We start from the raw sequence: 25288 nt of genomic DNA on the forward strand, positions 1-25288 counted from the left end.
GAATAAGAAATCCTCAAATTGCTTTCTTGCGATTTGGGGATTTTTGTTTTGAGTAGAATTGGAATTATTGGTCTAAACTTGGATTTTGTTTTTGTTTGAACCATGATTTGTCTGATTTTATGATTGTACAAAAATGAAAATCCAAAAATTCATAGTTCAAACAAAAAATCATTCAATCAAACAAATTCATAGTTCAAACAAAAAAATCCAAAAATCATTCAATCAAACAAATCCAAGTTCAAACAAAAAAATCCTAAAATTCTTCAATCAAACAAATCCAAGTTCAGACAAAAAATCCTAAAACCTCTCAATCCAATAAATCATAGTTCAAACAATATCAAAAATATTTCAAATAAACCCTCATAAGCTAAACCCTTATCCGTAATTTTGCAGGAAAATTACAAAACCATAAATTATGCAAATCATTGACGGTAAAGCAGTAGCTGACGAAATTAAGAAGGAAATTGCTCAGGAAGTTGCTGAAATTAAGGCTTCGGGCGGAAAAACGCCACATTTAGTTGCCATTTTAGTGGGTAACAACGGAGCATCAGAAACTTATGTTGCCAATAAAGTAAAGTCTTGTGAAGAATTAGGATTCAACTCTACACTTCTTCGTTTTGACCCAACTATCACCGAATCAGAACTTTTAGCAGAAGTAAAAAAGGTAAATAATAATGATGATATGGATGGGCTTATAGTTCAGCTTCCTCTTCCTGACCATATCAATCCAGACAAAGTAATGGAAACGATTGACCCACGCAAAGATGTTGACGGATTTCATCCAATCAACATTGGACGTATGGCAAAAGGACTTCCTGCGTATATTTCTGCTACTCCGCAAGGCGTTTTAGATTTATTGGAAAGATACAATATCGAAACTTCTGGAAAACATTGCGTTGTAGTTGGGCGTAGTCAGATTGTGGGTTTACCAATGTCTATTTTGATGCAAAGAAATACCAAAATTGGAAACTGTACCGTAACGTTAACTCACTCAAAAACGAAAGATTTACCAGCCGTTTGTGCATCTGCGGATATTTTAATAGCCGCTTTGGGGCGTCCAGAATTTATTACTGCTGAATACGTAAAAGAAGGTGCAGTAGTCATTGATGTTGGTTTAACAAGAGTAGAAGATTCAAGTAAAAAATCAGGATTTGCTTTGAAAGGTGATGTTAAATTTGACGAAGTTGCTCCAAAATGTTCATTTATCACACCAGTTCCAAAAGGTGTTGGACCGATGACAATCGTTTCATTGATGAAAAATACTTTGCTTTCTGCAAAAGGCTTAATTTATTCAAAATAACATTTATGTCATTTTGACACATTTTTATAGTCCAAATGATTCTTTATAAAATAGTAATTTTCCAAGTTGATGATTTATTAAAAATCAGCCTAAAATCGAAAATACAAGGGTTTATGCTTTTTTAAACGAATGAGATTTTGTACTTTTGCGGAAAATTACACGAGTATAACATTGAAATCAGGGAGTGTGATGCAACTCTCTTAAACTATGGCTTCTATTAATCAAGTAAAGATTTTCTCTGGTTCGTCTTCTCAATATTTAGCAACTGAAATTGCTCGATATTTCGGTAAAGACTTAGGACAAAGTAGCGTCCAACGATTTTCAGATGGTGAAATGTCGCCAAGTTTTAATGAATCAGTTCGTGGATGCGATGTCTTTTTGATTCAATCGACTTTCCCACCTGCTGACAACATGATGGAATTGTTGTTGATGATTGACGCAGCCCGCAGAGCATCGGCTCACTATGTTACGGTTGTCATTCCATATTTTGGTTATTCTCGTCAAGACAGAAAAGATAAACCAAGAGTTGGAATCGGAGCGAAATTGATGGCAAATCTATTAACTGCCGCAGGTGCAGACCGATTGATGACTATTGATTTGCACGCTGGACAAATTCAAGGTTTTTTTGATTTTCCAGTTGACCACTTAGAAGGAACAGCTATCTTTGTGCCTTATTTGAAATCATTAGGATTAGATAAAATTCTATTTGCTTCTCCTGACGTTGGTGGTGTGGTTCGTACAAGAAATGTTGCAAAATATTTCAACGCCGAAATGGTAATTTGTGATAAGCAAAGAAAACGTGCGAATGAAATCGCAACGATGCAATTAATTGGTGATGTGAAAGATGCAGACGTTGTTTTAGTCGATGACATGATTGATACAGGTGGAACGATGTGTAAAGCCGCTCAATTAATTATGGATAAAGGAGCAAAATCAGTAAGAGCAATCGTAACACACGCAGTATTATCTGGTAACGCTTATGATAATATCAATAATTCGGTATTAACAGAATTAGTTGTTACAGATACAATTCCTTTAAGACAGGAAAGTGATAAAATTAAGGTATTGTCAGTAGCAGAATTATTTGCAAAAGCTATTGGCAGAATCCGTGACCATGAATCTATCAGTTCATTATTTATAAAACAATAATTATTTAAACGGTTATCAGAGGATAAGTTAAAATTGACAATTGATAATTAACAATTTTAAAAACAGCTAAGCTGAATATTAGTAATTGTTCATTATTAATTGACCATTATCAATTAAAATTGAAAGGCTGATAACACAAATCACTCAAAAATGAGAAAGATTGAAATTGTAGGGTACAACAGAGAGACCCTTGGCACAAAGTCTGCCAAAGATTTACGTAACGAATCACTTGCACCATGTGTGTTGTACGGTGGAGAAAAACAAATTCACTTCGCAGTACCAATGATTCTTTTCCGTGAATTATTATATACTCCAGAAGTTTCAGAAGTAATTTTGAACATCGAAGGAGAAATTCACCACGCAATCGTTCAAGATTCACAATACCACCCAGTATCAGAAATGATTCTTCACGTGGATTTCTTGGAAATCGTTGCAGGTAAAGAAATTAAAATTGACGTTCCAGTTAAAGTTATCGGAGATGCTCCAGGTGTGCGTAAAGGGGGTAAAATGGTTCAAAAATTACGTAAAGTAACTTTGAAAGGTTTAGCTGATAACATTCCTGATTTCGTAGAAGCAGATATTACTGGTTTAGATTTAGGTCAAACTTTGAAAGTTGCTAAATTGAAAGCTGAAAATGTAACGATTTTAAATAACCTTACTGCTCCAGTGGCGACTATCGACATCCCACGTGCATTAAGAGGAAAAATCAACGCTTAATTGAAAATATAATTTTCATGAAAGTGAATTAAAATTGATAGATTAAATCCCTTTACTTTATTGTAAGGGGATTTTTTTTAAAGTATTCATTCCGAGAGAAATAATATACACGTTTTGTACTATCTTTGCAAGGTTTTTCAACCTGCCTATCTCCTTCCTTACAAGCATTTTATTTAATAAAACTGCTATTTAAAACGTTTATCTAATTTCTAAAGGACTCGTTTTCCGTCTTTACCAACTAACAAATACCTATGAATAAATTACACAAGTTATTCTATGTAATAAGTTTATGTTTTCTGTCAAGTATCATTTCGGCACAAGTAACCATTACATTTCCAACAAGTAGGTCTGTTTTTCAGAGAGACAACAACAATCATTCAACGTTATATATTGCAGGTAATTATACTACTTTTGTCAATAAAGTTGAAGCACGGGTTGTAGCACGCACCATGTCGCCGTCGCAGGGAACAAGTACAAATTGGGTAATAATTCAATCAAATCCTTCAAATGGTTTTTATTATGGTTCGCTGGTTGTTTCAGGAGGATGGTATGACCTTGAAGTAAGATGCTGGAATGAAACAACTTTAGTAGGAACTTCATCAATACAAAGAATCGGAATTGGAGAAGTATTTCTAATCGCTGGTCAATCAAACGCAACAGGCGATAGCGAATTAAAAAATGAAGGAAATTATGGCCCAATGGCTAATGATGATAGAGTTAGTGTTGTTAATCATACCCTAACTTTTCCTATCAATTTTGGAGCAATTTCTTTACCACGTGCCGACTTTAGTAGGTTAGATTCTACCTATAATATTTCTCCATTCGGGGTAAGTGCATGGTGTTGGGGAGCTTTGGGAGATAGTTTAACAAAAAAATTAAATGTTCCTGTCGCATTTTTTAATGCTGGCTGGTCGGGTACAGGTGCCGCAGCATGGAATGAATCTGCGAATGACTCAACCGCTACTCCCACGAACTTTATTATTATGCCCAGAGGAATGCCTTATGGCAACTTGAGAGCATCTCTACATTTTTACCTTGCTCAATTTGGAGCAAGGGCAGTTTTGTGGCATCAGGGAGAAACCGATAATTTGCAAGAAACGTCCCGAAATACTTATGGAGCATACCTCAAAAATATTATCACCAAAAGTCGTCAACATAGTGGAAAAAGTAACCTATCATGGGTAGTTTCAAGAGCAACTCGGTATAAAGGCTTTCAAATTGTCAATTCAAGAACTTGGCAACCTGTTATTGATGCTCAAAACGATGTGATAGGATTGAATGGAACTGGACAAGCAAACTATACAACGCAGGTATTTGAAGGTCCTAAAACTGATTCGTTAGTAGGGCCCAACATCAGAACCCCAGACAGTATTCATTTTGTTGGCAGTGGTCATCGTATTTTAGCAAGCGTTTGGTCGCAAAAGTTAAATACTAATTTTTTCAATAATTCAATTCCTTGTTTACCTACGCCACCACCTCAATTAAATACTACTTGCGATGGTATCTCAAGTTTACTGATACAAAGCAATATACCTTACAATAATTATCTCTGGACAAATAATACAGAAGTATCTAATAACTTATCAACTTCGGCAAGTTACTCCTCATCTTCAGGAAGTTACAGACTTAAAGTGAAAGATAACTTAGGAAATATTCTTATCTCTCCACAAATTTCAATACCCAATAATTTTGCGGGGCTTATTCCAATTTCGAGTGTAAGTTCTGGCACATGGCACGACTCTTCAACATGGGAATGTAACAGGATTCCTTCCTCGATTGATATGGTTACCATCAAAGCTACTCATGAAGTTATCATTGGCGGAGGCTTAACCGCACGCTATAAAAAACTTGAACTAAAAGGTAGTTTAAGGTTTTTCTCTACCTCAAAATTGACAAACTAAACTGCCGATATGGTAATAAGAGATACAACTTGATTAATATTTTCTTTTATAGTAAAATCTGCATTTTCTCTAAAATTCAAATAAAGTCTTTTTTCCAAATTTTTCAAGCCAACACCTGTCGGGGAAACGTTGGGAAGCAACTTTCCACTATTGATTACTGAAAGACAAAAAATATTATTCTTGTAAGTAGCATTAATAAAAATATCTCCACCCGTTTTATGCTTTGAAATTCCGTGTTTAATAGCATTTTCAACCAATAATTGAAGAGACATCGGCGGAATCTTAAAAGTCAAGGCACTCTTTTCAATATTAAAAAAGTAATTTAATCTATTCTCATATCTAATTTTTTCTAAAAAAAGGTAATCGTTGACAAAACTTATTTCTGTATCAAGAGACACTAAATGTTCATTTCCTATGGTCAAAGACGTCCTTAAAAGCTCTGAAAGTTGAGTAAGGGCATCACGTGCCATTGAAGGGTCTGAGATGGTCAGAGCTTTAATACTATTTATGGCATTAAATAAAAAATGAGGATTTAATTGATTTTTTAGATTAGCAAGTTCCGCTGTCTTCAATGCTGTTTCTGACTGTGCTAAGGCAATTGCTTTATTTTTTGAAACCGTATTTATTACTAAAAGGTGATAAAATAAGAACCATAAAACTACGTATCTAATTGATTCAATAAAAAATTGAAAATAATCGTATAATTCAAGCGGTAATCCCTGACTTGGTTTACGGTATCTTTGAAAACCAAAATAATAATCTAATAAATAAAAACTTAACCCAGTCACAATTGTACCTGCAACAGCATACATTAATGACAGTTGGCTTTTTCGTGCCTTTTTCTCATAAAGAACTGTATAGCAATGTGTTAGAATAATTCCAATTAAAAAACTAATAATAAGATAGCTAATCCTAATAGGTGGATTTTCAAAATATTTTGTAGTCGGATAACGCAAAATAAATGTGGTAAATAACCACCAAAAAATTTGCACCAGCCAATAGATTTGTTGTGAAAAAAAACGCATAAGGATTTACAATAAATAATAAGTTAAAAACCAATATTCAAAATTAAGGGTTGAAATAAATACTGCCCTATATTTGGCAAATAAATTGTTCTAAAACCTGCTTCAAATTGTTGTGAAAAACGCATTATGTGAAATTGGGCAGTTAAATCAATCCCTAAAGAGGTGTAGTTGCCAATATTTGACCTTATAAACATTACTTGCTTACCATCTTTTAATTCTGTCCAATTGTAAAACGTTGAACCTTTAGCAAAGTCACCGAAAAAATTGGCTTTTATTCTTTTAATATAAAGTAATCTTCCGATTGAAAAATCTGGCTCAAACAAGGGTAAACGGTATTCAATAGACGCAGTTACTAAATTTTCAAACGCTCTATAAGTGTTTCCTCTCGGAAAAAACACAGGACTACTAAATAGATATAAATTATCATTGGGTGAGCCAGTTATCGTTTTAAAGCCATCTTGATGTTGGAATGCTGCTTGCACTTTCAAACTGTGATGTGGCAACATTCCCGGAAAATAAAAACCTGCTTGACAACTCATTATTCCTCCATTTACATCACTTTCAAAAGGTAAATTTCTATAATAAATATTGACAAATTGTGCAAAACGTGGGGCAATATCACGTGTCGCCATTTTTAATTGACTTACGTAATTTAGTGTATAAATCATTGAATTCAAATCCCCATCAAAACGCAAAGTTGGCGTTCTTACTTTTAGGTCGTATCCAGAAACCTTAGTATTGGCAAAATTCACTCCTACATTCAAAGACCGCAAGAATTTAGAGCGTGTCAAATTCAAGGGTAACCCTACCCCCAATACAATTTGCTGTTGATTCCATCGGTCACTTAATAAACTATCCAAAGGCGATTGTTTATCACTATAAAATTCTGCTTGTCGCTGACCATTCGTATAGCTAAAATTTAGTGTAGGATACCATCCTTGATAACTAATATTTGTATAATACTGCCCTCTGTTTTCATTGGCATTGTAAGTATAACCTCCTGATATTGAGGTTGTACTCAATAAGTCTTTTGATGAAACTCCGAAATTCAAAGTATTTGCATCGGAAGAATTTAAGACAAGCCCCCAAGAATATACATTAAAAATATTGGCTTTACGATAAGGTTTCACCTCGAAATTCGTCGTTGGAATATCCTTTAACAAATTCTCCCCTGCCTCTTGTAAAACCATTTCTCCAAAATATTTTACAGGTTTATAAAGGAGTTCGTCAAAAGGTAAAAAACTTTGGGGAACAAATGGCATAGACACAATTTGGTGTCCTTTTATCGAAAAATCATTGAAATAAAGCGTTTTCCCATCATTACTAAAAGAAGGATTAAATGCTCCAAATTTGCGATTAGTTACTTGAAAACGCTGATTCGTCTTCAAGTTTACTGCATAAATATTATCAATACCAGATATTCCAGAATTAAATAATATGTAATCGCCTTTTCTTACAGGATAGGCAATATTTTCATTAACAGGAGAAAACAATTCTCTCTCCACTCCTGTCTGTGAATTAATTTCTACAATAGTTTTTAAGCCATCTGATAACTTTACCGCATAAATTAAACTATCCTCCGACCAACGTGGATGAATATAAAAGGCGTTTTTCTCATTTTTAAAACGTTTTTCTTCTAAACCATTTTCAGAATTTAGTATCACCAATGATGTTTTGCCTTCGCTGCTATTTTCTAACGCTACAATTCTCTTGGTATCTGGTGAAAGTGATGGTGACGTGAATTTTGATTTATGAGTTACACTTTTAACTTTTTTGCTATCAAAATCATACATTTTAATGACAGAAAAATCTCTTTGTCCCCAACGAGCATCATAGTTAAATTCTGACCAAACGACTTTAGAGCCAACCGCAGAGAGCGTTCCTGACTCGTTTAAAATCCCCAATTCTAACACCTTTTGTTCTTGCTGAAGACTATCTAAAATAACTAATTGCTGAATGTCTGAAAGTCCAGATTTTAACGCCAATATTCGCCCATCAGGTAAAATTTGCGGAAATTCATAATTGGAAAAGTATCTGTTATTTTTGGTCTTTAAATATTTTACAGACGTTTCTTTTATTTCAGCAATTTGATTTTTCCATTTATCAGAAATATCATCAAAAGCATTACGATAAAGTGCTTCAGTTTTAAGTCCAGTAGTTTTTTTAATGTTATTTGAGAACGAAAATGGATAAAAGGGAAATTCGTAAGTGTTTTTTAAAATATTATCCCAAGCTTTTTCTCCATACTTATTCTTCAAATACGTTGTCATGAAATAGCCACTCACATAGTGATTGGGAATAAAATCTTTGTAAGAACGACAAACTGCTTTTGAATACGAATAAGTACCTTTGGTAAGTAATTGTGTTCGTAAAGCCATATCAAACGTTGGAATTCGTCCACGTCCAGAAGTTGTAAGCGATGATTCTATTCCCACTGCATCTCCTTCCCAAAACCAATTTGGTACGGTGAGCGATGTTAAAGCTGCTAAGCCATTATTACCGAATATATTGTAAAATAATTTACTTGCTCCGACCAAAGCTTTATCGTTTTGAACAATATGGCGAAACTCGTGGACTGACAATAAATCTAACCAATTATTATTTCCGAGTAAAGAATAATCTTGAGGAGAAGTGGTAAAAAACTCAGTTCTTCGAGGAAGTAATGATACAAAACCGTTGGATTCAGTAGTTTGATTTTGAAAAATCACAGAAATATTCCGAGGTTCATGTCCTAAAGATTTGCTAACTGGCGTATAAACTTTCTCTAAAACATTGGCACTACGAAGTACAGTTGAAGATATTTGAGTTGGAAATATTAATCTAAAATGGGGAGTTTTAATTTGCGACCATCGCAAACTGGCAGGATTTTGAGATAAATTATCTTGTCCGAAAAAAGAAAAACTTATAAAGAGAAAAGTAAAAAATAGGATTCGTTTTTTCATAGACGAGCGTGCTAATAAAAGAAAATTCCCTACACTCTTTTCAAAAGAATGAAAGGGAATTCTAAATATCGGAGAGTAATTACTTTTTCTTTTCTCTTGGAGAAAACATAATAGACATACGTTTTCCTTCTAATCTTGGCATTTCATCTGCTTTTCCTACTTCCTCTAATCCTTTTGCAAAATTCAATAGTAATATTTCACCTCTTTCTTTAAACACAATAGAACGACCCACAAAGTGAACGTAAGCTTTCACCTTTGCACCTTCTTTCAAGAAATTGATAGCGTGTTTAAGTTTGAAATTAAAGTCATGGTCATCTGTATTAGGACCGAAACGAATTTCCTTCAATACTGTTTTTGCAGCATTTGCTTTAATTTCTTTTTGTTTTTTCTTTTGTTCGTATTTGAACTTTGCATAGTCCGTAACACGACAAACTGGTGGAACGGCTTTTGGAGAGATTTCTACTAAATCAAGATTCTGCCCTTGGGCAATTTCAAGAGCTTTTTTAAAATCCATTATACCTTGCTCAACGTTTTCACCTACTAAACGTACTTCAAGCACGCCTTTGATAAGCCCATTGATTCTGTAAGGTTCTTCTTCTCTACGATTATTTCTAAAATTGTTGTTGGGGCGTAACGCCATATTCTATAAATGATTGGTTTTAAAATGTTTATATTTTAGGTTTACCTAATTGTAATAACTAATCAACCGCAAATTACTCAAAAAAGTTACAAAAAAAACTTTTTTTTAGTTTCATTCGAAATCTAACCTAAAAAATGAAACTTTGCAAATTATTTTTAACAATTGATAATGAACAAGTATTACTTCTTCATTATCAATTGTCAATTATTTAATATTTGATAATATTCTTATTTACCTCTTCTTGAGCAATTTTAATAAATTCGTCAATTGGCATCATTCCTAAATCCCCTTCACCTTTTTTACGAACAGAAACCATCCCTTGTTCAGATTCTTTCTCTCCAACAATCAGCATAAAAGGCAATTTATTAACTTCTGCATCACGAATTTTACGACCAATTTTTTCATCACGATGGTCAATATAACCACGTAAATCTTGCTCTTGCAATCTTAAAAATACTTCATTAGCATAATCTTCGTATTTCTCAGAAATTGGTAAAACAGCCAATTGTTCTGGAGAAAGCCATAATGGGAAGTTACCAGCAGTATTTTCTATTAAAATTGCTACAAAACGCTCTAATGAACCAAATGGAGCTCTGTGAATCATCACAGGACGGTGTTTTTGATTATCTGAACCTGTATATTCTAATTCAAAACGTTGAGGTAATTGGTAATCTACTTGGATTGTTCCTAACTGCCATTTACGTCCTAAAGCATCTTTTACCATGAAATCTAATTTAGGACCATAGAATGCTGCTTCACCTAATTCAACAACGGTTGGTAATCCTTTTGCAGCAGCAGATTTAATAATTGCAGCTTCAGCTTTATCCCAATCTTCGTCTTTACCAATATATTTTTCTTTATTTTCTGGGTCACGAAGAGAAACTTGTGCCGAATAATTATCAAAACCTAATGCTTTAAATACATAAAGAACTAAGTCGATAACTTTCATGAATTCGTCCTCTACTTGGTCTGGACGACAGAAAATGTGTGCATCATCTTGCGTAAAGCCTCTTACACGTGTTAATCCATGTAATTCTCCTGATTGCTCATAACGATAAACTGTTCCAAATTCTGCCAAACGTAAAGGTAAATCACGGTATGAACGTGGTTTGGTTTTATAAATTTCACAGTGGTGAGGACAGTTCATTGGTTTCAACATAAATTCTTCACCTTCGTCTGGTGTATGAATTGGCTGAAACGAATCTGCACCATATTTAGCATAGTGACCAGAAGTTACATATAATTCTTTTGAACCAATATGTGGCGTTATTACAGGAGAGTATCCCGCACGAACTTGAGCTCTACGAAGGAAATTCTCTAATCTTTCACGCAACATTGTTCCTTTAGGCAACCACAAAGGCAAGCCCATTCCAACTTTTTCCGAGAAAGCAAACAATTCTAATTCTTTCCCTAATTTACGGTGGTCACGGCGTTTGGCTTCTTCTAAAAGCGTTAAATATTCTTCTAATTCTTTTTGTTTAGGGAAAGTTACCGCATATACACGAGTCATTTGTTTACGTGAAATATCTCCTCGCCAGTAAGCACCCGCAACACTCATTAATTTAACCGCTTTTACAAATCCAGTGTTCGGAATATGTGGTCCACGACATAAATCTGTAAAACCTCCTTGCTGATAAAAAGTGATAGAACCATCTTCAAGTCCATCAAGAAGTTCTAATTTATATTCATCACCTTTTTCTTCAAAATATTTGATAGCATCAGTTTTGGAAACGGCAGAACGAGTATATTCGTTTTTCTGACGTGCCAATTCGAGCATTTTGTCTTCAATTTTCTTAAAATCTTCTGAACTGAGTGTTTTTTCACCCATGTCAATATCATAGTAGAAACCTGTATCAATAGCAGGTCCGATTCCAAATTTTGTACCCGGATAAATAGCTTCAATAGCCTCTGCCATCAAGTGAGCTGATGAATGCCAAAAGGTTGCTTTCCCATCTAAATCATTCCATGTAAGAAGCTGAAAATCAGAATCTTCATTAATAGGCAATGACACATCTACCACTTTTCCATTTACTTTGGCTGCCAAAACGTTACGAGCCAATCCTTCAGAAATACTGAGTGCAATGTCCATCCCAGTTGAACCCTGAGCATACTCTCTGACACTACCATCTGGCAATTTAATTTTAATCATTTTTTTTGTGTTTGTTTGAAGCGGTTTTGATTGAAAATCAGTGTTTTACAACTAACAATTCTTTCCAAATTCTTCAATTGTTTATAGTTTAGTTTATTCCTTTCGATTGTATTGGTTTCAACAAATTGGTATCAACTGACGACCGTTTGGGCATTTCAAACTTAGGAAATGCGGCGGTGTCATATTTCAAATCAAAATTGGGCATATATTCACCGTATAATTGTTTTCGTTGAGCTCGTGAAACACCATCAATTGCCCTATAATCTTGATTATTTTCACTCAGCATTTGATTATAATATTCCTCCGCTTTTTCGTATTGACCTGTAAACTCCAAACATTGTGCCACGTAATATCTTGCATCAGGATATTTAGGGTTGTGTTTATAAGTTCTTTCAAAATAAGGCAAGGCAAATTTGAAGGCTCGTGTTTTAAAATATATCATACCTGCACTAAAACTTGCTTGAACAAAATTAGTATCTAATAATATAGCTTTACTGTAACATTGTACGGCACTATCAAATTTCCAAGCACGCTGATATGTATTTCCTCTTTGAAAATATAAGGGAGCACTTTTAGGATGATATTTGAGGGCTTCCTGACTATACAAAAGTGCCAAATCATACTGTTTTAGATTTGTATGAACTTGAATTAACTTTAAATAAGCAGGCAAAAAACTGGGTTTCAGTCCCAAAGTTTGCTGATAAAGTGCCAAAGCCGTCGTTGTATCTGCGGTTTTAGCAGCAATTTCACCTTGATAAAAATAAGTTTCGCCATTATTTGGAGAAATTTGCAAAGCTTTTCTCAAATAAGAACGTGCCGTCCCAAATTGGCGTAATTGCTGGTACAAATCACCTAAAAGTGTAAATAACTCTGGCGATTCTATGTTTAAAACCTCCGCTTTTGAGGCAGCTTCCAAAGCCAATCGTGGTTCTCCCGATGCTCTCAGAATTAAGGCTTTAGCTTGAAAATAACTCCCAACGTTAGGTTTTATTCCAATGGCATTATTAATATCTTCTAACGCCTCTTTAATTTTTTCGTTTTCTAATAATAAAAGGGAGCGTTTGTAATAATTTTCAGAACTATTGGGAGCTGCATCAATAGCATCCGTTAAAAATGCAATTGCAGCATCTCGACGGGCTTTTTCTGTAACTTCTGGGACAGGCGGTATTGTTATACCTCTTTTAGATTCGCTTATACAGGAAGCCAAAATTGTAACGATAAAACAAAAATTTATAAAAGTCAGTAAAAACCTATTCATTAATCAAAATTACAAAATGAATACAATTAAGTATTGGGCTTGAGTTATTTATTGGCGAAAATTTTCATTTGGAAGAGCAATTTTATACCATTTTGATATTTTTATGTCAAGAATATATTATTATTCTTTAAACAATTGCAATTTTCTTTTGTTAAATGAAAAATATAAGTAGCTTTGTATCAAAACATTAACCACTTTTAACACTAACCACAAATGAAAAAAATTTACTATTTCGTCATCTTCCTTGTTTTTTTAAAAGCTCTTGAAGTTTTTGCTCAATAAGAAAGATAAAAGGGTCAGGTATTATTTATCTGACCCTTTTTTATTAAACACTTGCAAAACGATAAAAAACGCCCAATGGCAATTTTTTATCAAAGCTATCTTTCAAATATAATTCGCCAAATTCATGATTTTTTGACTGTTCAAAAGAGCATTTCACTAAGTTTTCAACAATTAACGACGAAAAGCCCATTGAATACATATTTAAAATCAAGAAGTAATTTTCTTTATCTAAAATTTGGGCAACAGTTTTCAATAATTCATTAATTTGTTCTTCTAAAATCCAACGTTCGCCGTCTGGCCCACGTCCATAAGCAGGCGGGTCAAGAATGATTCCGTTATAAGTATTACCTCTTTTGGCTTCACGTTTTACAAATTTCAAAGCATCTTCAACCACCCAACGAATATTTTCTAAGTTACTCGCTTCCATGTTCTCACGTGACCATGAAATCACTTGTTTGATAGAATCAACGTGGGTAATATCTGCCCCTGCTTGCTTGGAAGCAATTGAAGCCCCGCCCGTGTAAGCAAAGAGATTCAATATTTTAGGCGTTTTTACAGGCAATTTCTTAATTTTATCCTGAATAAAATCCCAATTTGACGCTTGTTCAGGAAAAATCCCAACGTGTTTGAAAGAAGACAACGCTAATTTAAAGTTTAAGTCTAAATCAGCCGTTTTATAATTCATAAACCAACGGTCTTCCATCCCTTTTTTCATAATCCACTCCCCTTTTTCCTGCGAACCTTTCTCTTTTTTAAAGATAGCATTGGCAGTTCTTTCCCATTCAGATTCGGGCATAGATTTATCCCAAGCCGCCTGTGGTTCTGGACGACGAAGAATATATTTCCCAAATTTTTCTAATTTCTCAAACCCACCCGAATCAATCAGTTGATATTCTTTCCAGTTTTGTGGTGTTTGTAGTTGTATTGTCTCTTGTTGCATAATAAAAAATGGCACTATAACCATTTAGCAAAGATAATTTTATTATATGGCTTAACAAACAATAAAAGCCTCTAAACATTTTGCTTAGAGGCTTTTATTTACGATGCAGAAACATCGCTCTACACTAAAACGATACTTTGTTCAAATAATATACATTTCTTCTTCCTCCTTCTTGTTCGTTGTTAATTCTTTGATAACCAGAGGCGATGAAATAATTATTGTACCAAAAATCAATGTTATCAGAAGAGGTTTGTTTTACTTTATCGCCTTCCAATTGCGTTTCGATGGGTCTTGGTTGGGTATTTTCAAGCACTTTCTCTGCTTTGATAATTTTTGTAAATATTTGCCCTTTGTTACTATATGAAAGTGCAATTTCGTCTCCTTTGATAGAAGCTTTTACTTTTTCGGTAAGCTTCTGCTCTTTTACATCTTTCATTTCAATGCTGTTATCCCACAAAAGATTTCCTTTTTCGTCAAATGCCGCTACAATTGCGTGGGTGTAAATCCAGCCATCAAACGCTTGGGAGTTATTATAATTTCTATTTCCCCAACCCCAAGGCGAATAATACGAACTAAACGGCGAATACAAACCGTAGTTTCCGTAGCCCCAACGATATGGATTATAAAATGATGAATACGGACTTCCAAAGCTATTCCAACCATTGCCAAAACCATAAGGACTTACATTGTTGTAACGATAATCTGCATAAAATGCTTCGGCAACCATGATGTATTTATCGTCTTGTTTGACAATATCGTGGACTAACAAACGATAATCTAAACGTAAATCCTCTCCTTTCTCTTTTTTGTCTTGTATTTTACGTTCCTGCTTTTCACGCTGACGGTCTGACATAAAACTAAAAAAGTTCTTAAACTCTGTAAAACTATGAAATTTCACATCAACAGGCTCATTATCAATTAATTTCGTAAAATAAATCCCTTGTGAAGTTGGTCCTTTTGAAGAACCAATCGTGTTTTTGTGTCCATACGTGCCAAACATCACTTCCGTAGAATCAGAAACTAAGCTCAAACGCCCGTTCATCATAGCAAATTCATTTTCAGGGTCCATCACAATTTGTGTTATTTGTTTTCCATATTCATCGAAAGACTTTAACACTAATTGGTAATTTTTACCACGAGTTCCAACTGCGTAAGTTACGTTGACTAATCCAGAGGTAGTATCTAATTCCATCGACTGGATTTCAGCTTGACTTTTTAAAGCACTTGGTAAAATTTTAGTTTTACGTTCCTGTAAATTCGTAAATAAGATAACTGGTTGAGAATTTACAACACCACCAATAAAAACGGATGAATTGAGTGCCTGAAAATCAGAAACTTCCATTCTATCAACTGACATAATTTGGTATTTCTCAATAAAGCCCGGTCCAATATTTACTTTTACTACTTCATAAACGTTACTTCTATAACGGCTAAAAAGTAAATACAGATTTTTACCGTCATAAGCGTGTTTTACATAATCTAAACTTGCATCAATTGTACCATTTACCACCCACAGACGGTCTAAATTAGTATCATATCTGGTGAGTGTATAATTAGTTTTATTGAGTTGATTCAATACCAAAACACCCTGTTCATTAATAGGAATTGTAAACATTTCGGTGCTGTTGGCTGGCATCGGAATTTCAAGGCGTTTTATACTTTGGGCTTCTGAAAATATAGAAACAAGTGATAAAACCAACAGTAGTGAGTTACGAAAAAAAAGCGTTTTCATGGATTGATAATGGTTAAATTTTCTTGTCTAACTCCAATTAATCATGAGCTAAACCAAGAATAATATCAAATTCTTCGGGTTTGATGGCAGTCACAGACAACCTCATTTGCTTAATTAAACCAATATCTTTCAATCTTTCATCGGCTTTAATTTGCTTTAAGGTTACCGTCTTAGGCAATTTTTCAACAGGAACTAAATCTACTACTACCCAACGATTATCTTCGGTTGTTGGGTCTTGATAAGCTTCTTTTACAACTTTTGCTAAACCTACAATTTCCAGACCTTCATTGGAATGATAGAAAAAAACTAAGTCGCCAACTTGCATGGCTTTAAGATTGTTCCGTGCTTGATAGTTACGAACACCGTCCCAAACACCTGTCCCTTGATTAACGAAATCATCCCAAGAATATTTGAAGGGTTCTGATTTTACGAGCCAATAATTCATTAGATTTTAATTAGAATTGATACAGATGATTATCTGTTCTTGTTTGATACAGCCCAAAGTCTGTATTACTTTACTAAAATATTTCAAAGTTTTTGATACAGACTAAAGTCTGTGTTACTTTACTAAAATATCCCAAAGTTTTTCCAAACCTTCACTTCCTCCAGCTTCTATAAATGTCATCGTTGATTTCATAGAAATATCTGGCTTTTTAGGGTCGATAATATAAATTGGGACTTTATTTCCAACATAATTTACTAAACTTGCCGCTGGATAAACTTGCATTGACGTACCCACAACTACAAAAATATCGGCTTCGGCAGATAATTCTACGGCATTCATTATTTCGGGGACATCTTCGCCAAACCATACAATATGTGGACGCATTTGCGTTCCGTCTTGAGCTTTTTCACCCATTTCTATCGAACGATAGCCAATATCATAGATTTTATTTACGTCATTACAGCCACGAGCTTGGGTAAGTTGTCCGTGAAGATGAAGTACATTGGTTGAACCTCCTCTTTCGTGCAAATCATCTACATTTTGTGTGATAATTCGGACGTTGAAATACTGTTCGAGTCGAGCTAAAATCTTGTGTCCTCCATTTGGTTCAACAGTTGCTAATTGCTCACGGCGTTGATTGTAAAATCTTTGAACCAAAGCAGGGTCTTTTTGCCAACCTTGTGGCGTAGCAACATCTTCAATGGAATGGTTTTCCCAAAGTCCGTTTGAATCTCTAAAAGTTGCGATACCACTTTCTGCTGAAATTCCTGCTCCTGTTAGAACTACTAATGTTTTTTTCATTTTTTCAAAAGGCTTAATTGAAACTCAAATTCTACTAATACATTTTCACCCGAAAGTATTTTATCAAAACCAATTACTTTCGAAATTGTTCCATCTATTCTGTAAATAAAAACCTCCTCTACTTTTGTATTTATCAACCAACCTAATTGAACGCCATTCTCGATATATTCTTCCATTTTGAGCTGACATTCTTTCAACGAATCAGTTTCAGACATTAATTCAACCACAAAATCGGGCGACAAAGGAATATGTTTTTTTAATTCTTCCCGACTTAAACTTTGATATTTTTCTTCAGATAGCCACGACGCATCGGGCGAACGAACCGCTGAATTGGGTAATTTGAAACCCGTTGATGAATCAAAAACATGACCTTCATGCTTTCTTTTCCAAAACATCAAATCAGCATTTATTTCTGAATTGAGTTCTCCCGTAAGTCCTCCTGTTGGTGGCATAAAAATGATAGTTCCATCGGCATTACGCTCGATTTTAAGGTGTTCGTTATCTTGGCAAAAATCAAAGAAAGCATCATCATCCATATTGAATCTCGAAAAATTCAGTATTCGACTTTGATGTTCATCACTCAGATTTTGTGTCATTTTAGAAATAGGATAAGTCATAATCTTTGGTTTTGCCAAATTTACAAATTTATTTTTACCGTAAAACAAAAAGACCATAGATGAAACGGATTAAATTAATTAACATCGAACTTTCGTGAAAATTTGTTTAATCTGTTTAATCTGTGGTCTTTTTATTGATTATAGAAGTTCGGAAAATCTATTTTTTACGTCCTCTTGCAGCGGGTGCAGGGGTTTCTTCGCCTAATCTTATACAGTCCTCCAAAGTCAAATCGGCAGGAACCATATCTTTTGGAATTTTAACATTTCGTTTTCCAATTTGGATATATGGGCCATACATTCCGTTTAATACTTTAATGGTATCGTTTTCAGGAAATTCTTTTAAATATTTATTTGCTTCTGCATTTCTTTTGGCGTTGATAATTTCTACTGCACGGTCAAAAGTGATGGTTTCTAAAGTTTCTCCACGTCCTAATGAATAGAATTTACCCCCATGTTTTACATAAGGTCCAAATCTTCCTTTTCCAGAAGTGATTGGTTCTTCTTCAAAAATACCGATAGCACTACCAACATCAGCTTGGCGTTTTTCTAATACAATTTCAATGGCTCGTGCTTCTGTAACGGTAAATGGGTCTTCTGTTGGTGGCAAACTGGTGTATTTATCATCATGTTTGATGTAAGGTCCCATTTTACCAGCACCAATAATCATTGGTTTATCTTCAAAGAAACCTACTTCACGAGGAAGTTTAGGCAATTCTATCAATGCCAATGCTTCTTCTAAAGTAATTGTGGTAACCAATTGGTCTTTCTTCAAATTGAAAAACTGTGGTTTTTCTTCATCTTTAGTTTTTTGTTCACCCAACTGTACATAAGGACCAAATTTTCCCAAACGAACAGAAATAGGCTTACCTGTTTTAGGGTCAATTCCTAAGTCACGAGAAGAACCAACGGTATTACGGTCAACGCCTTTACTGTCTTCAATGGTTTGGTGAAATCCTTGATAGAAATTACCAATCATTTCCGACCATTCTATCTTTCCTTTCGCAATTTCGTCAAATTCGTCTTCAACGTCGGCAGTAAATTTAAAATCGACAACATTTTTGAAATTATCTACTAAAAAGTCGTTTACAACCATTCCTACCGAAGTTGGGAATAATTTAGATTTTTCAGTTCCATAAGTTTCTTTGCCAACTTTTTCAGAAATTTTACCGTCCTTCAAAATCATTTCTTTGAAAGAACGTTCTTTTCCGTCACGGTCTTCTTTTACAACATATTCTCTTTTGATAATTGTAGAGATAGTTGGTGCATAAGTAGAAGGGCGACCAACGCCTTTTTCTTCTAATGCTTTTACTAAACTTGCTTCGGTATATCTTGCAGGAGGACGTGAAAAACGCTCTGTTCCTTTCATAAGGTCTAAATCAAGGATTTGACCAATATTTAATGGAGGAAGCATTTTTGAATTTTCTTCATCATCTTCATCATCTTTTCCTTCTAAATATACTTTCAAGAAACCTTCAAATTTAATAACCTCACCTTGGGCTATTAAATCTTCTTGGGTTGTTGATATACCAACGGTTGCCGTAGTTCTTTCTAACTGAGCATCAGCCATTTGAGAAGCAATGGCACGTTTCCAAATCAATTCGTATAATCTTTTCTCTTTAATATCTGCACCTGCTGTATTAGCACTAAAATCTGTCGGACGAATGGCTTCGTGAGCTTCTTGTGCATTTTCGTCTTTCGTTTTATAAACACGATTCTGAACAAACTCAGCCCCATAAGCAGAAGTAATTGCCGCAGTAGCATTAATAACGGCATCTTCTGAGAGACTTGTTGAGTCAGTTCTCATGTAAGAAATCTTACCCGCTTCATATAATTTCTGAGCGTAAGACATCGTTGATGCCACCGAATATCCCAATTTACGAGAAGCCTCCTGTTGTAAAGTTGAAGTCGTAAACGGAGGAGCTGGCGATTTCTTAGCTGGTTTAGTTTCCAAGTTTTTAATCTTGAATTCTGCTCCAATACATTTTTCTAAAAATGTTTTTGCTTGTACTTCGGTTTCAAAGTTCTTTGGTAATTCTGCTTGTAAAACTTTTCCTCCTTTCAGATTAAAAAGAGCTACGATTTTGAAAGAAGATTTTGAATCAAAATTTTCAATCTCACGTTCACGTTCAACAATAATTCTTACCGCTACCGACTGCACACGTCCTGCCGAAAGTCCTTTTTTTACTTTCGACCAAAGAACTGGCGACAATTCAAAGCCAATCAGACGGTCAAGTACACGACGAGCCTGCTGAGCGTTTACTAAATCGACATCAATCGTTCTTGGATTTTGAATGGCATTTTGAATAGCTTTTTTCGTAATCTCTCTAAAAACAATTCTTTTGGTATTGTCCGCTAATCCCAAAGCCTCTTTCAAGTGCCAAGAGATGGATTCTCCCTCACGGTCATCATCGGTTGCGAGCCAAACTTCATCAGAAGATTTTGCAAGAGCTTTTAATTCGTTGACAACTTTTATTTTCTCAGGTGAGATTATATAAGTAGGTTTAAAGCCATTTTTTATATCAATAGCATCATTTTCTTTCGGTAAATCTCGCACGTGACCATACGAAGATTTTACCGTAAAATCCTTCCCTAAATACCCCTCAATGGTCTTTGCCTTTGCAGGGGATTCCACTATTACTAAGTTTTTCGACATATCTTGTTCAAAGGTAACTTGGTGTTACAACCATCAAATATAGAAAATCATTTGTATAAAAACCGAATCTCTACTTTAGTTTTAACTCAAATTTTACGCCAAGAGTTTAAAATTAAATCATTTTTTAGAAAGGAAAGGTCTGATAGTTAGGCAAGTGATAGAAATTTTGCAAGATATATTTTCATAAAAATAAACTTTCAAAAATATCTTCTTGGAAACTAAAATTGCCAACTTTCAAAAGCTGGCAATTCTGGAAAACCCTTATTTACTGACATTTCTAAAAGTAAATGAATTATAAATATGTCGTTTCGCAAATCTCGCTATCGAAGGAGCATTCACAAATTTCACGTAGGTGTTTTCAGGAACACCAAAATATTCATAAACGACATTATCAGGAAAAATAATTTTCAATGTTCCAGCTTTGTAATCAAAATCTTCGATGATTGAAGTTGATGTTAGCTTTGTATATTCTTCTAAATTAGCGGCGTGCGTTTCAGGGGCAATACTTACCAACAAATCGTATGCTTCAATAATCACTTTACTTTTAATAGCTGCTTCTTCCTTTTTAGCTTCATCATCTTGAATTTTATCAGGATGCCATTCTTTGATTAAATTTCTGTAAGTCTTTTTCAACTCGGCAAGTTCGGTAGTTTTGGTTGCCCCAAATAATGCTCTGTACGATGCAATCTTTTTCATGAATTTGTTTAATATATTCGTAACCGCACCAACACTTGCTAATGCTTTTTAAATTATTTAAAACTGGCGAATACTATTCGCCGCTACTATTTACACTTCTTCGCCATTCACAATGAAACGCTCAATAACTTCTGCTACTCCATCATTATTATTTGAAGCCACAATGACATTGGCACGGTCACGCAATTCAGTTTCTACATTATCTACCCAAACGCCTAATCCTGCATATTCAATCATGGTTAAGTCATTGTAGGCATTTCCGACCGCAATAATTTCGGAAGCATCAATATTCAATGTTGAAGCTAATCGTGCTAAACTGGCAGCTTTATCAATCCCAGACTGCATAATTTCTAAGAAGAATGGTTTGGAAGTCGTGATACTTTTATGCGAAGACATTTCAGCTTGTAATTTCTCACTAACAACCTTTAAATAAGCAGGTTCTGCTAACATTATACACTTTACAGAGGTCTGATTAACGGCTTCTTTAAAATTATCGACTTTTCTAAGTGGCATTCCTGTAATATGAACTTCTAAATCTATGTATTCCGACTCATTTTCTGTTACAATCGCTCCATCAAAATAAGTAATGATGTCAACGTTATTGGCTACGCTAAAATCATATAATTGATGAATGTGTTCTTTTGAAATACTTTGCTCAAATAAAACTTCTTCCGACTTCATTTCAATGATTTGCCCACCATTATATGCCAAAATGTAGGATTCGTTCGTGTGAAGATTCAAATCTTTAGCGTAATTAATCATCGCAGGCGTTGGTCGCCCAGAAGCTAAAACTACATAAACACCCAATTCTTGGGCTTTCTGAATCATGGCTTTGTTTTTATCGGAAATTTGGTGGTCGTCAGTCAACAAGGTGTCGTCCATATCTAACACCAACATTTTATACTTCATAATCTTTTTTTTACAAAGGTACTTCTGAAATTTTGAAGTCATTGAATTTGAGAGGAATATGCTTGAATTCTCAAAAATTTGATTTTAAAATCATAAAAAAAACTTAAAAAGTACAGTTTTATAAAATTAAATCAATTGAAACTTGAGAACCTTTAAACAGCAAAAAGCCTGAGCATAAACTCAGGCTTTTCTATTATCCTTATAACTATTGATATTATTTCACCAACTTAATATGTGATGGAGAGAATTTAGTCAAGTTAATTCCTTCTACTGCTTTTACATATTCTTCGATAGTTGGAGTTCTACCAAGAACAGTTGAAAGTACCACTACTGGTGTAGATGAAAGTAAAGATTCACCTTTTTTAGCGTCTGTATCTTCCACAACACGACCTTGGAACAAACGAGTAGAAGTTGCCATTACCGTATCTCCTTTTGCCGCTTTTTCTTGGTTACCCATACAAAGGTTACAACCAGGGCGTTCTAAGTACAACATTTTTTCGTATTCTGTACGTGCAGCTCCTTTAGGTGCATTATCATCAAACTCAAAGCCTGAGTATTTCTGTAATACTTCCCAATCACCTTCTGCTTTTAATTCGTCAACGATGTTATACGTTGGAGGAGCAACAACTAATGGAGCTTGAAATTCAACTTTACCTTTTTGTGCTTCAATGTTTTTCAACATCTGAGCCAAAATTTTCATATCGCCTTTATGAACCATACAAGAACCGATAAAACCAAGGTCAACTTTCTTGTCGCCACCATAGTAAGATAATGGTCTGATTGTATCGTGCGTATATCTTTTTGAAACGTCAGCGTTGTTTACGTCTGGGTCAGCAATCATTGGTTCAGCAATTAAATCTAAATCAACAACAACCTCTGCATAATATTTAGCGTTTGCATCAGGTCTAAGAGCTGGTTTTTCGCCAGATTGAATTTCAGCAATTCTCTTATTAGCCTTATCAATCAATCCTTGAAGCACTTGGCTCTTATTATCCATGCCTTTGTCAATCATAATCTGGATTCTGCTTTTCGCAATTTCCAATGATTCGATTAACGTTGCATCTTCAGAAATACAGATAGACGCTTTTGCTTTCATTTCCGCAGACCAGTCTGTAAATGTAAAGGCTTGGTCAGCAGTAAGTGTACCAATATGAACCTCAATAATTCTACCTTGGAACACGTTTTCGCCACCAAATTGTTGAAGCATTTGTGCTTGCGTAGCGTGAACCACATCACGGAAGTCCATGTATTCTTTCATAGCACCTTTGAAGGTAACTTTTACAGAATCTGGAATTGGCATTGAAGCCTCACCCGTAGCCAATGCCAAAGCAACTGTACCAGAGTCAGCACCGAATGCAACCCCTTTAGACATACGTGTATGAGAGTCTCCACCAATGATAATTGCCCAATCGTCAATTGTAATATCATTCAATACTTTGTGAATTACGTCAGTCATTGAGTGATACACACCTTTAGGGTCACGAGCAGTAATCAAACCAAATTCGTTCATGAATTTCATCAACTTTGGAATGTTAGCTTGTGCTTTTTTATCCCAAACTGAAGCAGTGTGACAACCTGATTGGTAAGCACCATCAACCAATGTAGAAATCGTTGTTGCTGCCATTGATTCTAACTCTTGAGCAGTCATCAAACCAGTAGTATCTTGTGAACCTACAATGTTTACGATAACACGAACGTCAGAACCAGCGTGTAAAGTTTTACCTGGGGTTACTCCTACTGCGTTTCTATTGAAGATTTTTTCAACAGCAGTAAGTCCTTGTCCTTCAATAGATACTTCTTTAGATGGAGCAAATACAGGAGCAATAGCAATTCCTAATAATTGAGAAGCAAACGTTTGGATTTTTTTACCAAATACAATAGCATAAGAGCCACCAGCTTTGATAAATTCCATTTTTTGTGGCGTAAAAGAGCGAGAAATATCAATCAACTCTTGGTCGCCATTATATAATTTTTTCGTTTTTGTATTAATTGTAAGTACAGTACCTGTTGCAACTGAATAAGTATGCTCAAGGATTGGTTCGTTATTTTCATCACGAACAACTTTGCCGTCTGCATCTACTTTCTTCACCCAGTTTTTAAGGTCGATACCAATACCACCAGTTACATCAACCGTAGTCAAGAAAATTGGAGAGATACCATTTGTACCACCAACAATTGGAGCATAATTTACAAAAGGAACATAAGGACTTGCTTGCTTACCCGTCCAAAGTGCTACGTTATTTACCCCTGACATTCTTGAAGAACCTACTCCCATTGTTCCTTTTTCAGCAATTAACATCACTGATTTGTCTGGATGTTGAGCTTTCAATGCTTCGATTTCAGCCTGAGCAGCAGGAGAAATCATACATTTTCCGTGTAATTCACGGTCAGAACGAGAGTGTGCTTGGTTACCCGGAGATAGTAAATCTGTTGAAATATCGCCTTCGCCTGCAATAAACGTAACTACTTTAATTTCTTCAGCTACTTCTGGAAGTTTTGTGAAGAACTCCGCTTTTGCATAACTTTCAATGATTTCTTTTGCAGTAGCATTACCCGCTTCAAAAGCATCTTTAAGACGTTTCAAATCAGCATCATATAAATAAACTTGAGTTTTTAATACATCTCCAGCTTTTTTAGCAATGTCAGCATCAGTTCCTAAAGCTAAATCTAATAATACTTCGATTGAAGGACCACCTTTCATGTGCGACAACAATTCGAAAGCATAATCAGGCGTGATTTCATTTACAACTGACTGCCCAAGAGCGATTTCTTTTAAAAACTTAGCCTTAGCACCCGCCGCAGGCGTAGTTCCTGGCAAAGTGTTGTATATGAAAAATTGAAGTGAATCTGCACGATTGGCATTGTTCAAATCTTTAATTTGCTCAATGATTTCGCTTACCAATTCAGCACTATCAATTGGCTTAGGATGAAGTCCTTGTGTTTTTCTTTCTTCGATTTCTTTAAGGTAATCGTTATAAAAGTTCATATTAAATTATTTACAGTTATTTTAGTAATTTTCCTTGAATAATTTTATTCACAACAATCTTTATTTTAACTTAAAATTAAGTTTTTCTGTGAAAAAATTGTCTTACAAATTTATACAAAGCAGGCTCGATTTAAAAATTTTTTAAA

Annotated in this window: 18 protein-coding genes; 4 read left to right on the plus strand and 14 right to left on the minus strand. The window is 34.7% G+C overall.

Annotated features, from left to right (window positions below; genetic code table 11):
• Positions 1 to 415: 415 nt before the first annotated feature.
• The 4 genes from LV89_RS19835 (at position 416) to LV89_RS19850 (ending at position 5067) form a co-directional block, all read left to right on the plus strand.
• Complete coding sequence (locus tag LV89_RS19835) at positions 416 to 1300, plus strand: bifunctional 5,10-methylenetetrahydrofolate dehydrogenase/5,10-methenyltetrahydrofolate cyclohydrolase (RefSeq protein ID WP_109744665.1); 885 nt, start codon at positions 416 to 418, stop codon at positions 1298 to 1300.
• A 207-nt stretch (positions 1301 to 1507) separates the two neighbouring features.
• Positions 1508 to 2449 carry a ribose-phosphate pyrophosphokinase gene (locus tag LV89_RS19840; RefSeq protein WP_109744666.1) on the plus strand — a complete coding sequence of 314 codons (942 nt, stop codon included), beginning with the start codon at positions 1508 to 1510 and terminating at the stop codon, positions 2447 to 2449.
• A gap of 150 nt (positions 2450 to 2599) precedes the next feature.
• Positions 2600 to 3166 (plus strand): 50S ribosomal protein L25/general stress protein Ctc, encoded by a 567-nt coding sequence (locus tag LV89_RS19845; RefSeq protein ID WP_109744667.1) that lies wholly within the window; start codon positions 2600 to 2602, stop codon positions 3164 to 3166.
• Between the two features lie 251 nt (positions 3167 to 3417).
• A complete protein-coding gene (locus LV89_RS19850; protein ID WP_109744668.1) occupies positions 3418 to 5067 on the plus strand; it encodes a sialate O-acetylesterase in 1650 nt (549 codons plus the stop codon).
• Here the strand turns inward: LV89_RS19850 and LV89_RS19855 are convergent.
• The 14 genes from LV89_RS19855 to LV89_RS19920 form a co-directional block, all read right to left on the minus strand.
• Positions 5064 to 6092: a sensor histidine kinase gene (locus tag LV89_RS19855; RefSeq protein ID WP_109744669.1), complete on the minus strand. Its 1029-nt coding sequence runs from the start codon at positions 6090 to 6092 to the stop codon at positions 5064 to 5066. The genes LV89_RS19850 and LV89_RS19855 overlap by 4 nt on opposite strands.
• A 23-nt stretch (positions 6093 to 6115) precedes the next feature.
• Complete coding sequence (locus LV89_RS19860; protein WP_109744670.1) at positions 6116 to 9034, minus strand: TolB-like translocation protein; 2919 nt, start codon at positions 9032 to 9034, stop codon at positions 6116 to 6118.
• 79 nt (positions 9035 to 9113) lie between these two features.
• Positions 9114 to 9674, minus strand: a complete 561-nt coding sequence (gene infC / locus LV89_RS19865; RefSeq protein ID WP_109744671.1) for a translation initiation factor IF-3 — start codon at positions 9672 to 9674, stop codon at positions 9114 to 9116.
• A gap of 208 nt (positions 9675 to 9882) precedes the next feature.
• A complete protein-coding gene (gene thrS, locus LV89_RS19870; protein WP_109744672.1) occupies positions 9883 to 11823 on the minus strand; it encodes a threonine--tRNA ligase in 1941 nt (646 codons plus the stop codon).
• An 88-nt stretch (positions 11824 to 11911) separates the two neighbouring features.
• Positions 11912 to 13030, minus strand: a complete 1119-nt coding sequence (locus LV89_RS19875) for a tetratricopeptide repeat protein (protein ID WP_158279643.1) — start codon at positions 13028 to 13030, stop codon at positions 11912 to 11914.
• A gap of 376 nt (positions 13031 to 13406) precedes the next feature.
• A complete protein-coding gene (locus LV89_RS19880; protein ID WP_109744674.1) occupies positions 13407 to 14303 on the minus strand; it encodes an RsmD family RNA methyltransferase in 897 nt (298 codons plus the stop codon).
• Between the two features lie 124 nt (positions 14304 to 14427).
• Positions 14428 to 16035 carry a hypothetical protein gene (locus tag LV89_RS19885; RefSeq protein WP_146199216.1) on the minus strand — a complete coding sequence of 536 codons (1608 nt, stop codon included), beginning with the start codon at positions 16033 to 16035 and terminating at the stop codon, positions 14428 to 14430.
• A 37-nt stretch (positions 16036 to 16072) separates the two neighbouring features.
• Positions 16073 to 16480 (minus strand): EVE domain-containing protein, encoded by a 408-nt coding sequence (locus LV89_RS19890; protein WP_109744676.1) that lies wholly within the window; start codon positions 16478 to 16480, stop codon positions 16073 to 16075.
• 114 nt (positions 16481 to 16594) lie between these two features.
• On the minus strand, positions 16595 to 17281 hold the full coding sequence (locus tag LV89_RS19895) for an SIR2 family NAD-dependent protein deacylase (protein WP_109744677.1): 687 nt from the start codon (positions 17279 to 17281) through the stop codon (positions 16595 to 16597).
• Positions 17278 to 17898, minus strand: a complete 621-nt coding sequence (locus LV89_RS19900) for a Uma2 family endonuclease (RefSeq protein WP_229201561.1) — start codon at positions 17896 to 17898, stop codon at positions 17278 to 17280. Before LV89_RS19900 ends, LV89_RS19895 begins: the two co-directional genes overlap by 4 nt.
• 157 nt (positions 17899 to 18055) lie before the next feature.
• Positions 18056 to 20551, minus strand: coding sequence for a type I DNA topoisomerase (topA, locus tag LV89_RS19905; RefSeq protein ID WP_109744678.1), 2496 nt, complete (start codon positions 20549 to 20551; stop codon positions 18056 to 18058).
• Positions 20552 to 20812: 261 nt separating this feature from the next.
• Entirely contained in the window at positions 20813 to 21247 is a 435-nt protein-coding gene (locus tag LV89_RS19910) for a KTSC domain-containing protein (protein WP_109744679.1), read from the minus strand.
• A 90-nt stretch (positions 21248 to 21337) separates the two neighbouring features.
• Entirely contained in the window at positions 21338 to 22156 is an 819-nt protein-coding gene (locus LV89_RS19915; protein ID WP_109744708.1) for a Cof-type HAD-IIB family hydrolase, read from the minus strand.
• A gap of 214 nt (positions 22157 to 22370) precedes the next feature.
• The gene (locus LV89_RS19920) at positions 22371 to 25142 is read right to left on the minus strand and encodes a bifunctional aconitate hydratase 2/2-methylisocitrate dehydratase (protein ID WP_109744680.1); all 2772 of its coding nucleotides are present in this window, start codon (positions 25140 to 25142) and stop codon (positions 22371 to 22373) included.
• Positions 25143 to 25288 lie beyond the last annotated feature (146 nt).

It is taken from the genome of Arcicella aurantiaca, from assembly GCF_003148625.1.
In the GTDB taxonomy this organism is placed as follows: domain Bacteria; phylum Bacteroidota; class Bacteroidia; order Cytophagales; family Spirosomataceae; genus Arcicella; species Arcicella aurantiaca.